General features: G+C 47.5%; 15 protein-coding genes. 11 read left to right on the top strand and 4 right to left on the bottom strand.

What is annotated here, in order from left to right:
* Positions 1–227: 227 nt before the first annotated feature.
* Both AC3AP5_RS12600 and AC3AP5_RS12595 read left to right on the top strand, forming a co-directional pair.
* Complete coding sequence (locus AC3AP5_RS12600; RefSeq protein WP_487326814.1) at positions 228–1,322, top strand: GGDEF domain-containing protein; 1,095 nt, start codon at positions 228–230, stop codon at positions 1,320–1,322.
* The gene (locus AC3AP5_RS12595; protein ID WP_006954500.1) at positions 1,280–1,993 is read left to right on the top strand and encodes an SIMPL domain-containing protein; all 714 of its coding nucleotides are present in this window, start codon (positions 1,280–1,282) and stop codon (positions 1,991–1,993) included. Before AC3AP5_RS12600 ends, AC3AP5_RS12595 begins: the two co-directional genes overlap by 43 nt.
* Here AC3AP5_RS12595 and AC3AP5_RS12590 read toward each other — a convergent pair.
* Positions 1,990–2,604, bottom strand: coding sequence for a hypothetical protein (locus AC3AP5_RS12590; RefSeq protein ID WP_487326813.1), 615 nt, complete (start codon positions 2,602–2,604; stop codon positions 1,990–1,992). The genes AC3AP5_RS12595 and AC3AP5_RS12590 overlap by 4 nt on opposite strands.
* 174 nt (positions 2,605–2,778) lie before the next feature.
* Between AC3AP5_RS12590 and trhP the strand changes: the two genes are divergently transcribed.
* The 3 genes from trhP to upp are packed head-to-tail and all read left to right on the top strand — an operon-like array spanning position 2,779 to position 4,930.
* On the top strand, positions 2,779–4,068 hold the full coding sequence (gene trhP, locus AC3AP5_RS12585; RefSeq protein WP_487327314.1) for a prephenate-dependent tRNA uridine(34) hydroxylase TrhP: 1,290 nt from the start codon (positions 2,779–2,781) through the stop codon (positions 4,066–4,068).
* Positions 4,055–4,243, top strand: coding sequence for a 4Fe-4S dicluster domain-containing protein (locus AC3AP5_RS12580; protein WP_006954506.1), 189 nt, complete (start codon positions 4,055–4,057; stop codon positions 4,241–4,243). The genes trhP and AC3AP5_RS12580 overlap by 14 nt, the downstream gene beginning before the upstream one ends.
* A 57-nt stretch (positions 4,244–4,300) precedes the next feature.
* Entirely contained in the window at positions 4,301–4,930 is a 630-nt protein-coding gene (gene upp / locus AC3AP5_RS12575; RefSeq protein ID WP_487326812.1) for a uracil phosphoribosyltransferase, read from the top strand.
* 47 nt (positions 4,931–4,977) lie between these two features.
* Here the strand turns inward: upp and AC3AP5_RS12570 are convergent, their stop codons facing one another.
* Entirely contained in the window at positions 4,978–5,451 is a 474-nt protein-coding gene (locus tag AC3AP5_RS12570; protein ID WP_006954508.1) for a helix-turn-helix transcriptional regulator, read from the bottom strand.
* A gap of 94 nt (positions 5,452–5,545) precedes the next feature.
* On the opposite strand from AC3AP5_RS12570, the gene AC3AP5_RS12565 reads away from it, so the two are divergent.
* From AC3AP5_RS12565 to ppiC, 6 genes are read left to right on the top strand one after another with little or no spacing between them, the layout of a single operon-like run.
* Positions 5,546–6,718: a TolC family protein gene (locus AC3AP5_RS12565; protein ID WP_487326811.1), complete on the top strand. Its 1,173-nt coding sequence runs from the start codon at positions 5,546–5,548 to the stop codon at positions 6,716–6,718.
* Positions 6,715–7,731, top strand: coding sequence for an efflux RND transporter periplasmic adaptor subunit (locus tag AC3AP5_RS12560; RefSeq protein ID WP_487326810.1), 1,017 nt, complete (start codon positions 6,715–6,717; stop codon positions 7,729–7,731). Before AC3AP5_RS12565 ends, AC3AP5_RS12560 begins: the two co-directional genes overlap by 4 nt.
* Positions 7,728–10,796 carry an efflux RND transporter permease subunit gene (locus AC3AP5_RS12555; protein ID WP_487326809.1) on the top strand — a complete coding sequence of 1,023 codons (3,069 nt, stop codon included), beginning with the start codon at positions 7,728–7,730 and terminating at the stop codon, positions 10,794–10,796. Before AC3AP5_RS12560 ends, AC3AP5_RS12555 begins: the two co-directional genes overlap by 4 nt.
* Positions 10,786–11,088, top strand: a complete 303-nt coding sequence (locus AC3AP5_RS12550; protein WP_006954512.1) for a DUF3240 family protein — start codon at positions 10,786–10,788, stop codon at positions 11,086–11,088. The genes AC3AP5_RS12555 and AC3AP5_RS12550 overlap by 11 nt, the downstream gene beginning before the upstream one ends.
* 53 nt (positions 11,089–11,141) lie before the next feature.
* A complete protein-coding gene (locus AC3AP5_RS12545) occupies positions 11,142–11,489 on the top strand; it encodes a VOC family protein (protein WP_006954513.1) in 348 nt (115 codons plus the stop codon).
* A 51-nt stretch (positions 11,490–11,540) separates the two neighbouring features.
* Positions 11,541–11,819, top strand: a complete 279-nt coding sequence (gene ppiC / locus AC3AP5_RS12540; protein WP_006954514.1) for a peptidylprolyl isomerase PpiC — start codon at positions 11,541–11,543, stop codon at positions 11,817–11,819.
* A gap of 18 nt (positions 11,820–11,837) precedes the next feature.
* Here the strand turns inward: ppiC and AC3AP5_RS12535 are convergent, their stop codons facing one another.
* Positions 11,838–13,064: an NnrS family protein gene (locus tag AC3AP5_RS12535; RefSeq protein ID WP_006954515.1), complete on the bottom strand. Its 1,227-nt coding sequence runs from the start codon at positions 13,062–13,064 to the stop codon at positions 11,838–11,840.
* A gap of 80 nt (positions 13,065–13,144) precedes the next feature.
* Positions 13,145–13,594: a YaiI/YqxD family protein gene (locus tag AC3AP5_RS12530; RefSeq protein ID WP_006954516.1), complete on the bottom strand. Its 450-nt coding sequence runs from the start codon at positions 13,592–13,594 to the stop codon at positions 13,145–13,147.
* Between the last annotated feature and the right edge of the window lie 37 nt (positions 13,595–13,631).

The following is a 13,631-nucleotide window of genomic DNA, read 5'->3' as shown; positions in this document are numbered from 1 at the left end:
TTTAAAGGCTTTATCAGAACTATAAAGGATAAGCGCGTTAAGCCAATAAGCGGATTGTCAGATTCATAGCGTAATCGCCTAATTGCGCAGATATATACGATAAACCGACTATTAAAGGCGCTAGACAGCAAACTAACGGGTAAAAAATGCATTGAAATATTCTGTTACAACCAAGATAATATAACATAAATATATTATTATAATCATAAAAGGATGTTACTCGAGACATGGAACTGTCCTCGCTCAGCGCGCTTTCACCCAAGCGCCCACAGTTTTGGCAAGTTGCCAAGCGTTGCTGCATTATAGCGGCGTTCATCGATGTGGCGTTCTTCGTCATCTTTATGCTGCTCGACTCGCCCTTGCTTGCATGGATTAATCTATTAAGTATTACCATGTATCTGACCGCGTATTGGGCGTACACAACGCGTAAAAACACACTCGCAACTCTGCTAATCTGGGCAGAGGTGTTATATCACTCTGCATTCGGCACGCTGTTGATCGGTTGGGATAGTGGCTTCCATTATTTTCTACTGATGTTTGTACCCGCAATTTTTGTCAGTATGAGTTTAAAGCCCGCTATCCTATCACTGTGTGGCTTGTGGATTTACTATGTCTCGCTCGATTTATTCGGTTGGTGCTATCCGCCCATTCAGCCTATCCGCGGTGATGCATTGGTTTTGGTGCACCTATTCAACTTAACCGTTGTTTTTGCAATGTTTGCCTACCTTGCACTCTATTATCTCAATAAGGTCAATATCACACACGACAAGCTACGCTTTTTTGCCACCACCGATCCTCTAACGCGGTTACGCAACCGTCGCCACATGTCTGAATTATTGAAACGTGCGGTGGAGAGCTATCAAAAAGAACAACGGCTTGTCTCGGTATTATTGCTCGATCTCGACCACTTTAAGACAATTAACGATACTTATGGGCACGATGCAGGCGATACGGTACTAAAAGTAGCAGCGGATATTCTTCGCGACACCGTACGCGACCATGACAAAGTCTCTCGTTGGGGAGGTGAGGAGTTTTTGGTGTTTTTACCACGAACAAACTTAAATCACGCCGCGCAAGTTGCTGAGCGCATTCGCAAAGCAATTGCAAAATATCCCTGGCACACAATTATAAATGAGAACATTCAATTGACTACTAGCATCGGAGTGAGTGAACTCAAACCCGATGACTCGGTCAATACATTAGTAAAGCGTGCGGATGACGCGCTATATCGCGGCAAGGAAGCTGGTAGAAATTGGGTCGAACTCGAATCGGAGGCTTCATGTCGCAAACCAAAAACAGCATCATCATCGCCATCGGACTGATCGTCAGTTGTGGGGTACTTGGTACATTTTTTTCAAAAGGCTTAACCGACTTTCGATCAATGGATCGCAGTGTCACTGTGAAAGGGCTCTCTGAACGCGAGTATGTTGCCGACACCGTCATTTGGCCGATTCAATTTACCGCTGCCAGCAATCAGCTTTCGGATATTTATCAAACTATTGAACAAGGCAAACAGCAGGTCACCGAATTTCTAAAGGGTAAAGGGGTTAAAGCCGATGAGATTTCCGTCGCAGCTCCCTCGATCACCGATAAGTCGGCACAACGTTATGGTTCAGGTCAACCGGCTGAGTTTCGCTATACCGCCACCCAAACCATTACCGTGTATTCAACGCGCGTCGAAACAATACGCGACATGATGAGTTCGCTATCGGAATTAGGTAAACAAGGTATGGTGCTATCTACCGACGATTACCAAGCGCAACCCGAATACCTATTCACCCGATTAAACGATGTGAAACCCGAAATGATAGAAGAAGCCACTAAGAATGCACGCGAAGTGGCAGAGAAGTTCGCCGAAGATAGTAATAGCGAGCTCGGCAAGATAAAAGATGCCCGCCAAGGCCTATTCAGTATTCAAGAACGAGACCGTCATAACCCACACCTTAAAAAAGTACGTGTCGTCTCAACGGTTGAATATTACTTATCCGACTAGTCAGCCGTTTCATCATTTTTAGGTCGAGGGCATTGTCCCTCGACATTCACTTCAACATAATTCATATCGAAGCATCGCAGATAAGATTCAACAATAGTTAAGTTAGGTGGCCACGGCACTTCAATCGGATTACCTTCAGCATCGCGCGGATCAAATCCCTCGGGGCGCGGAACGGCTTTTAGACGCGCTATTGCATCAACCAGTTTCGGTTTGTCCTTTTTAATAAATGCAATGGTCGCATCCATATAGGGGTTCCACCCGCTACGGTCCTGCTCGTCCGGCTTATAACTCTGTCTAAATAAAGCAATCGCCGCCTCATTGTGACCCAACTCCGCATGCAACTGGGCTTGATGTAGACGGAGCGTTTGCTTCATACCGTCCGATAAATCAGTTCGTTGTTGTTGATACGCCTCAATCAGTTTAACCGCTTCTGGCTTACAACCGGGTGTATCGGCAACGGCGCGCCAGCCCCCTTCAAAGTCTTGGTCAAAACTCATAAAATCTAACTCAAGCAGCGCTGCCTTGTCTTCAATGCATGTGGCTTGCGCCGCTTTCGCACCAATAGGTACCAACATAACACTAACCAATAAGAACTGAACGAAACGACTCATTACAAATAACCAAAGTTTATTTATTTTGTTTATCATTAGCACTCTTTCGACCCCATCTCAAGCGCCTCACATCGGCAGTTTATTGATTCACATCAACGCGTGATAAGGCATTTAGCAGTAACCTGCGAGCATTTAGCTCCGCACGTAACTGGATCAGTACCTTAAACTATGTCGATGTATAAAAGCCCCGAACTACTCGCGCCAGCCGGTAACCCCACCGCCATGAAAATCGCCTTTGCCTACGGTGCAGATGCGGTTTATGCGGGCGAGCCACGCTACAGCTTACGGGTAAGAAACAACAGCTTTACGTTGGCAAATTTAGGTGAGTCTATCGACTACGCCCACAAACTAGGTAAACGCTTCTACGTCGTGGTCAACATCGCTCCGCATAACGCAAAACTGACGCAGTTTGTTGAACACATGGCTCAGGTGGTTGCTCTACAACCTGATGCATTAATCGTCTCAGATCCGGGTATCGTGATGTTGCTGCGTCAGCACTTCCCTGAACAAGCACTGCACTTATCTGTGCAAGCGAATACAGTGAACTGGGCGGCACTCAAGTTCTGGCAACAACAGGGCATCGAGCGGGTGATCCTATCACGCGAACTGTCTTTGCAAGAGATCAAAGAAATGCGCGAACACGTGCCTGATATGGAGCTTGAGGTGTTCGTCCACGGCGCTCTATGTATGGCTTATTCGGGTCGCTGTTTACTCTCCGGTTACACCAATAAACGTGATCCCAACCAAGGCGCATGCACCAACGCATGCCGTTGGAAGTACCACACGCAACCTGCACAGCAAGACGAAGTCGGCCAATATATACCTGACCCCATCTTAGTCGCCGATCCTCAACGTCCCGATGAGCCCATGCTACTGGATGAAGATATTCATGGCAGTTATCTGATGAACTCCAAAGATCTTCGTGCCGTTGATTTAGTCGAACCGCTGACGCAAATGGGTGTTCACTCACTGAAGATTGAAGGCCGGACCAAGTCCGACTATTACGTCGCACGTACAACCCAAGTCTACCGACGTGCCATTGATGATGCCGTAGCGGGCAAGCCATTCAACCCGCACCTGCTCAATGCGCTTGATGGCATGGCGAACCGTGGTTTTACTCATGGCTTCTTACAACGTCACAGCGCACAGTCACTGCAGAACTACGAACGCGCTCATAGTGAAGGAAAAGAGCAACTTGTCGGTCAGTTACTCGCAAGCGACAACCAAGATGCCTACCTTATTGATGTAAAAAATGCATTCTCGGTGGGCGATGAACTTTTACTCATCACGCCCAAAGGTAACTATCCACTTAAAGTCACTGAGCTTGTGGATAACAAGGGAACGCCTCTTTTACGTGCACCGGGCTCGGGTTATCAAGTCTATGTTCCTGCTGAAGTCGCTATCGACTCAGGAGATAGAGCCATGTGTTTTCTGATAAAAAGGAGCGAGCATGATCACCATTAACGAAGACTGCATCAACTGCGATATGTGTGTACCTGAGTGCCCGGTCGAAGCGATCGAGATGGGTGACGAGCATTACGAAATTAAGCAGTCGTTATGTGTCGAATGCGAAGGTTTCTATCCTGAGCCCAGCTGTTATGCAGTGTGTCCGGTCGATGCAGTGGACATCGGCAAGTAAAAAACAGCGAAATTTGCTATGCTTTGCCGCCAAGAACATGAATAAAGGGGCATCGCCATGGGATTACAGGTCATTAAGCATCCGCTTGTACAGCATAAGCTTGGATTAATGCGTAAACACGGGATCTCGACCAAGAGCTTCCGCGAACTTGCTAATGAAATCAGTACGTTACTCACCTACGAGGCGACCAGTGACTTTATGCTGGAGCCACATACCATTGAGGGCTGGAACGAAACACCTATTGAGGTCGAGCAACTTAAAGGTAAAAAAGTCACGGTAGTCCCTATTCTACGCGCGGGTATGGGGATGCTGGATGGCGTTACCACACTCATCCCCAGCGCAAAAGTTAGTGTTGTCGGCTTATACCGTAATGAGGAAACGTTAGAGCCCGTCAGCTATTTCGATAAATTCGTTAACGACATCGGCCAGCGCATCGCCCTCGTTATCGACCCGATGCTCGCTACCGGCGGCAGTATGATTGCCACCCTCGACATGCTCAAGCAACAAGGCTGTAAGGACATTCGCGTACTCGTGTTGGTGGCGGCGCCCGAAGGCGTTGAAGCCGTATTGGCCAAGCATCCCGATGTACGAATTTTTACTGCATCACTCGATGACAAGCTCAATGAGCAGGGCTATATCATCCCGGGGCTGGGCGATGCCGGGGATAAAATTTTTGGTACCCGTTAACCGAGCTAAACAAAGAGACTGCTAAAGCACTGACACTTTAGCAGTCATCAATTAAGTAATGCATCGATCAGCCACGCTGATAAATTATTGCGACCACTCAAACCAGACTTCGCATAGATGGCGGATGCCTGTTGTCGCACGGTTTTTTCCTTCGTACTCCTGACTTCCGCAATTTCGTTAAATGTCAGCCCTTTGATCATCAATACAGCGACCTCTTGCTCACTCGGCGAAAGCTTCCATTCATTAAACCAAGTTTTTACCGTTGAGTAAGAGGCCTCCTCTCTCGCATCTGCACTTTCTTGATGCTTTATCAACGCAGTGCGTAAATGCGCCAGTTCATTGTTTCTGCGAATAACACGACGCCAGAGCACGATGAAAGCGATAATAGAAATGACGACGGTAATCCCCTCAACGATCAAATGCCACACTGCCACTTCCATTTTATAGTCAGCTACAACGTCCGACACATTGGCCCCTGCAATCAACAAAAAAACGACCATCAACAATCGGTCAATTGTCATAAATCCCCCTGCTATAGCTGTTATAGGACATGTGTCCGATGTCTTTTCATCATAAAAACCCTAGATTATGTGTTGATATTAACCGATGGAGTTGATGATGTCTTTTACCCGCATCAAAGCACCGAAAATTTTTGTTTCGCTAAGTGCGTTATTTTTTCTGAACAATGCTTTTGCAAATGACCTCGTAGATTACGCTCGGTCGAATATTCTCGAACATGATCCTACGACCTTACAAACCTTCAACACACGGAGTTGGTTAGCAGAACCCATCACCGCCTCTATTATGCGCTGGCAGACCCAAGATAATGCGATAGGTAGTGATGAAACTGAACTATTATTTGAATTTGCGTTTCTCACACCCAAGCAACATGAACTTCTTCAGTCATCAAAACAATTGAGTCATCAATACCATGTTGTTCAACAGCAACAAATCGACTTGTGGATATCTGGCACAATTCGTCAACTGTTTTGGGAAACTCAACAAGCTGAGGTCGAGCAACGCTTTATAAAGCACACTATCGATGCACTCAATAAAATGCTGGCGACTGTCGAGCTTCAAGTTCAGCAAAAGCAATCGCCTAAGTATGCGCAACTCATTATTGAGCAGCGCCTTAATAGCTATAACGTTGAGCTCAATAAAAAGCAGGTCGAGTTACAGCATTTCTATCGGCTATGGCAGCAATACACGGGTCAAGCTCAGTTGCCCGACACCCTAGAAGAACCTAATTCGGACTCGTCGAATCTGACGCACCCGAGCGTTCAAGCGATTGAATTACAATGGCAACTTGCGCTATTAAACGCCGAAAATAATGCCGCGAGTCAAAGTAACTGGCGCGTAACGGCCGGTGTTAAAGATATTCGTTCAGTCGCAGGAACAGAAACACAGCTCGGGGGCGGACTCGCGATACCCTTAACATTTTCTCGGACACTTTCGTCGCTCGACCTTGATGCGTTGCAGCGCGAGCAATCTGATATCAATACCCGCTTAAAAACGACCGTGATCGACATTCAAACCCGAATCGCCCAGCGCCGAAGTCAGTATCAACAATTACAACAACAAGTTGAGCTGGCGAAACAAAATGCTTCTATCAGTTCGCAAGCACTCGATGAGCTCGACGCGCTATATCGACAACACCAAATTGATACAAAAATGTACATCGAGCGGCTGATAGAACAACTCAACTATCAGAAGTTCTTCCAACTCACGCAAGTACAGCTTCAGATGGCCAAAGCACAACTCAATCAAGCTCAGGGAGTCTCTTTATGAACCGTCGTACCCTTGGTTATTCATTTCTTTTAATACTAGTGGCGTTGAGTTCAACGCAAGTATCTGCACAAACAGCAGTCTCTATCGCAGAACTTAAGAACTATGAGCTTGGGCTACAGCAGCCGGAAGTTGCTGATATGGTACCAGGAGCACCGCTATTGGCGACTTACCAACCGATGACCCAGAAGCATTTAGTGATTGCGAATCCGTTCGAGAACGCACATGTCCAATTTGCAGTGACGGATGGTACTCGCGTTAATTTAGGTCAACGCATTGCAACCATCACGGGCCCGTCTGTCGAACACTTTTTTCACCGTCTCGAGACGGTAAAAGCACAATATGACGTTGCTCAACAACAGCATAAAAGTAAGTACAATTTATACCAACGCAATGCCTTGTCAGCTGATGATTGGCAAAACTTTTTAGACCAATACCTCCGTCTGTCGGATCAAATGCATGAAATTAAAATTCTTTTATTGCGCTTTCATCAACTCGCCGATGATAGCGCAGAACTAAAGGCCCCCATCGACGGCGTATGGCAATCAGACGCCGATGACATGCGAATTGGCTACGTCATTGATAGGTCTGAAATACGCCTTGCCGTTCAAGCGCCCAATGAACTTGCATCGTCGGTGCACCACATCAGCGTTCAAGGCGAACGATTCACTATTGACTATCGCGAGCAATCGACACGAAATGGCTTTACCACACTGTGGTCATCGCCGCTAACAGAGAGCAAATTTACACTTTACCAACGAATGAGTGTAATTCCGCTCCGAAACATCGCAAACGCATTCAAAGTACCTGGCTCAGCGGTGTCATCATTAAACGGCGAACCTGTCGTTTTTAGTGTTGATAAACAAACCATTCATCCGATTCCAGTTAGCGTAAGCGCTGTTGAAGGTGAAGATTACTATGTAGCCGCTTCCACATCGCTCGATAATCCCATCGTGACTCATTCTGTCGCTGCGCTTAAAGGTATAATCGATGGTCGCGAGGAGGCGCAGCAATGATTGCCAACTTGCTCAGTTTCTCATTAAAAAACCGACTATTCGTTTTTATCACCTTTTTGCTCATCATAGCAGCGGGAATACAATCATTTCGGCACCTCCCGGTGGATGCCTTTCCAGAGATATCACCGACACAAGTTAAAATTATCTTGCGAGCTCCCGGAATGGCTGCAGAACGGGTAGAAAATCAAGTCACGCACCCCATCGAAACCGAATTGCTGGGGATTCCTAACCAGACCATCTTACGTTCGACAACTAAATACGGTATCACCTCGATTACATTAGATTTTGAGGAAGGCACTGACATTTATTGGGCGCGCCAACAAGTGGCAGAGAAGCTTGCCGCAGTGCGCGATGCGCTGCCCGCGGGTATACAAGGTGGACTTGCGCCCATGAGTACACCATTAAGTGAAATGTTTATGTTCACTGTTGAAAACCCCGACCTCACGCTCAGTGAAAAGCGACACTTACTCGACTGGGTCATTCGTCCTGCGTTGCGTACAGTAGAGGGCGTAGCCGATGTGACTAATTTAGGCGGCAAGGTAAGGACTTTTCAGTTCAGTCCCGATCCCATCAAACTGAGCGAAGCTAAGGTGTCATTAGATGCCATCAAGACACGTTTGGAGGAAGCCAATCAAGTCGGTAACTTAGGACGCGTCACACTGGGCACCGAAACCTTTAGTGCTCGCGTCTCGGGCCGTATCGTTGAATTAAACGATTTAGCCGTACTGAGCGTGGAAAATGCCAATGGTGATATCTACCGACTCGAGCAGCTTGGCGAAGTCTCATTGAGTTACTTACCGCGATTTGGCGCTATCACCAAAGACGGTCAAGAGGCGGTAGAAGGCTTAGTGGTTGGCTTAAAAGGCGCTAATGCAGCGGCTGTAGTCGCGTCTGTTAAAGATAAGCTCACACAACTACAAAGCAGCTTGCCGCAACACACTGACATCAATGTTTTCTATAACCGTAAAGGCCTGATCGATACAGCGATTGCCGGAATTTCTGATGCGTTGATGGAATCTATTGTATTGGTCATCGCGGTATTGGTGTTCTTTTTACGAAATATCCGCGCGTCTATCTTAGTCTCGCTGTCCATTCCTATCGCAGCGCTCATTACATTCATCTGCTTGCGTCAGATTGGCTTATCAGCCAACTTGATGAGCTTGGGCGGGTTAGTTATTGCCATCGGTATGATTGTCGATTCATCCGTCGTCATTACCGAGAAAGTTGAAACCGAACTCAACTCAGAGAAAAACTTGCCGATTCTGCATAAAATTTATCGAGCAAGCTTATCGGTTGCGCCCTCAGTAGTCAGTGGAACCATTATTATCGTACTCGTGTTTCTACCCCTATTGACGCTGACAGGCCTTGAAGGCAAATTATTTTCGCCAGTCGCGCTCACAATTGTCATCGCTATTGCAGCATCACTTGTTACCGCATTGACCTTGATACCCGCACTCGCCTCGTTGATGATGCGTCCTAATAAACGCCGCAATAAGATGTTAGAACGCTTGCAGGCAAGCTACCGTGTAATACTCAATAGCGCATTAACGCACAAACCTTTGTTAATCACGGGTTTTGTAGTCCTGTTTGGTCTGAGCGCCTTAAGTTTCATCATGGTCGGTAAGACATTTATGCCGACCATGGATGAAGGCGACATTATCGTACAGTTTGAAAAAGCGCCCACCTTGTCACTCAGCGAGTCAATAGCCATTGATACGCAAGTCGAAAACGCACTACTAGAACAAGTCCCTGAAATTAAGCAAATTGTCGCACGTACAGGGTCTGATGAACTGGGTCTTGATCCCATGGGATTAAATGAGACCGATGTGTTTATGGAGCTGAAACCACGAGATGAGTGGCGTTTTGACAATAAACAAGCCTTAATTGATGCCATCCGTGAAGTTGTATCAGGTTACCCTGGCATGAATGTGAACGTGACGCAGCCGATTCAAATGCGTATTTCGGAAATGCTAACGGGCAGCACCGGTGCAGTTTCAATTAAAGTGTTCGGCGATGAGATGGACACATTGGCAGGTTTGACCGATGAAATTGTTGCGTCGGCACGCGATGTTGAGGGTGCCGTCGATGTGCAGGCAAGCGTGATAACCGGTGCGCAGTTTCTAAGTATCGTTCCTGATATGCAAAAGCTGAATTACTATGGCATTTCAAAGCGTGCCTTTAGCGAATTTATCCACTCACAATTAAGTGGCTACTCGGTCAGCGAGGCGGTGAATGGAAGAATTCGCACACCTATTGTGTTCGGCTCACAGAGTGAACGTTCCGGATACCAAGCTGTGACACGACTCAACTCGCTCACAATTATTGCCGAACAAGGTAAAGCCGTGCCACTTAGCGAGGTCGCTACTATCAGTTTCGAGCAAGGTCCAGCCATTATCGAGCGCGAAAATAGTCACCGTTATGCACTCATTACAACGAACGTTGAAAATCGTGACGTCGTTGGGTTTGTAAATGAACTACAAAGCCAAATTGAGAAGCAGGTTGAGCTACCTGCCGGCTATTTTGTCGAATATGGCGGTGAGTTCGAGAACCAAGCGCGTGCCAGCGCCAACCTACTGATGGTAATACCCGTTGCACTGTTGCTGATTGTCATACTTTTGTTTACTTCGATGGGCTCACTTGGGTTAACCGCGATCGTACTCACGAATATACCGTTCGCATTAAGTGGCGGTGCTATTTCACTGTGGATTAGCGGTCAATATATGTCTGTGCCTGCATCCGTAGGTTTCATCGCATTAATGGGTGTGGCGATTCTTAATGGGATCGTTATGGTCAGCCACTTCGAGCAAACCAAAATACACTTCTCGCACCTGCCCTCGCTCGTGATCGCTGGCGCAACCGATCGTTTAAGGCCGGTATTAATTACAGCCATCACGGCGATATTTGGACTCATTCCCCTGTTGGTCTCTACCGGTCCAGGTTCCGAGATTCAACGTCCGCTCGCCGCCGTGGTCATCGGTGGACTGGTAACCGCGACGCTGGCGACCTTGTTGTTATTACCGGCGCTCTATCAAATCACAAATAGGAAGCACTACCATGAACAGTAAACTGCTAAAGTTGTATTTTAGTCGTGAGCAAAAAGCGGATGTGGTCGACTGCCTATTACAAATAGACGCTCTTTCGGGCTTTAGCCTATATGAGATTGATGGCTTCAGTCGTCGCCACGAACGCTACGATATTGCCGAACAAATCCGCGGCGCCCGACGTATGTTAGCGGCCGAGGTCGTGTGTAACGAACACGACCTCACCGAAATAAGAGCCGCCTTGCAAAGACTCAACTTTAAAGAGCCCATTCGGTTCACCCTGCACCCTATTGAGGCAATGGGGCACTTAATTTGAGCACTCACAATTATGGGCTACACTTAGATGCCATGGTTGCTTAGGAGCCAAGAATGAGTACCACTAAAATTAATTATATTGAAATGCCTGCAAGCGATATCGCCGCAACTAAGCAGTTTTTCAATGACGCCTTCGGTTGGGAGTATATCGACTATGGTCCCGATTACGCGGCTATCAAAAATGCCGGCATTGATGGTGGCTTTTACAGTGCGCCTCTAAAAGCACAAACGGCACAAGGCAGCGTATTAGTGGTACTGTACAGCCCCGACTTACAAAAGAGTCTACATGCCGTCGAACAAGCAGGCGGTGAAATCATTAAGCCCATTTTCAGCTTTCCAGGCGGTCATCGATTTCACTTCACCTGCCCCAGCGGCAATGAATATGCGGTTTGGTCAGAGTAGTCCGTACAAGCTGTGATAAACTGATGAAAGTATCAGTAAAGGAGAAATCTCATGGCACGTGCGCATGCATTACACATTTTGGTTAAAACCAAGCCCGAAGCCGAAGAGCTAAAAAAGCAGCTCGCTAACGGCGCAAAATTTGCCGACTTAGCGCGTAAACATTCACTCTGTCCGTCAGGCAAACAGGGTGGCGACTTAGGCGAGTTCCGTCGCGGTGAAATGGTACCTGCCTTTGACAAGGTGGTATTCGGTCAACCGACACTAGAAGTACATGGTCCCGTTAAAACCGCATTTGGTTACCATCTTATTAAAACACTCTCGCGCGGCTAAACCGCACTATATGAGTAATTACCCAGGGCGGCCATCCGCTCTGGGGCTTCGCAAGATGTTCTGATACACACCAACAAAACAACCATAGCTCAACATCCATCCCAGTGCCGCAACCAATAACCAACTGAACGTAGCCTCGGGCATCACCACAATACCCACAACACGGGCTAACGCAGCCAGTACTATTAGCAAGAGCGCAACAGACATCACGGGTTTAGATTTTAAAGGGCGTCCGCTATGGCCGAGTGAGATACGTGCCATCATCGCCAAAATCAAGCTACCCATTGCACCGACGGTTAACGCATGCAGTGCTGTACTTTTGGCAAGCTGAATATGAGTTGCTAATAAACCTGCACTTTGCGCGTAATAGATAGCAAGCAAGCCCAACCCAACAGGAATAAACGCATAAGCGCCATGCAGGGACCATACTAACGGCACGCGCCAAGTTATCCATGGGCGCCAGCGCAACCAGCGGATAGTGTGGAACACACAGGCGAACGCAAACAATAAGGCAAGCACAGCGCCCGATACCACTCTATCTAGGCTGAACAAAAACATCGCCGCGATCAGCCACGAGCAACCCAAAGCAGCACGTTCTAACCAAGCCCAAGCGCTTACCCGAGCAGTACCGGTACCATTTGCAGTAAACATGGGTATGACACGCCCACCGATCACACTCATCAACAGGGTAATTAGAAAGACCGCAGCATAAGCGCCCTGTACCTGCCACGCATACTGCTCAAACCAAAGTCCTGCGTGCATCATCGCATTTGTCGCGGTGAGTAACAGTAAAATAGGCACAAAGAATAAGTTACGGGTTTGATTCACATTAAGCAACAGACGCGCAAACAACAGCGCCGCTATTGGCATTACGCTTAAATCAATAAGGACGACGGCAAGTGCAGGCAAATAGGCACCAAACAGCAACGCCAACCTTGCTAAGCTCCAAAGCATGACGAGAACAAACAATGTCTTACCATGAGTAGCGCGCTGCCCGGTCCAGTTTTGTACTGCGGTTAGTAAAAAACCGAGAATAATTGCAGTAACAAACCCAAATAGCATTTCGTGAGCGTGCCAAAACAGTATATTGCCGTAGACAGGTAGTGAGACCCAGCCGCCAAGCATCGCTATCCACAGACCAACCGCAACAATGCTAAAGCTAGCGCCGAATAAAAAGAAAGGTCGAAATGCCTGGCGCAGTAGCGGCGTCAGGCGCATTTCCTGTTCCATTTGTGTCACTTGCATGGATTACTCCTTGTTTGGCTATTTTAGCCCTATAGAGTAATCATACATTTAAAATGTATTTTAAAGCCAGTCGAAATAGATTAGCGAGTGAGCTGTGTCAAAATCCGGTCGAGTTGGTTCGCAAACGCCATTTTATCGCGGGCATGCAAAGGGGGAGGACCTCCGGTATGTTCACCGCTGCTGCGCATGGTATCCATAAAATCGCGCATATTAAGACGCCCACCAATATTTTCTTTGGTGTACAGTTCGCCTCTTGGGCTCAGCGCTTGCCCCCCTTTTTTGATCACATCCGCCGCCAACGGGATATCTGCGGTGATCACTAAATCACCTGCCTCGCAGCGTTCAGCAATTTCGTTATCCGCCACATCAAACCCCGACTCCACGCGCACTGAGCGAATGAACTTAGAGGGCGGCACGCGCAACGCTTGGTTAGCGACCAAAATAAGCGGCACCTGCTTGCGCTCAGCGGCGCGATACAAAATCTCTTTTATGACCGCCGGACACGCATCGGCGTCCACCCAAATATTCATATCCGTTCATCACTCACTAATAAAAGATGGAAAGCAT

The organism is Idiomarina sp. D18 (genome assembly GCF_057748155.1).
The sequence above is the reverse complement of the archived record's forward strand: the minus strand, read 5'-3'. Positions and strand labels throughout refer to the sequence as shown.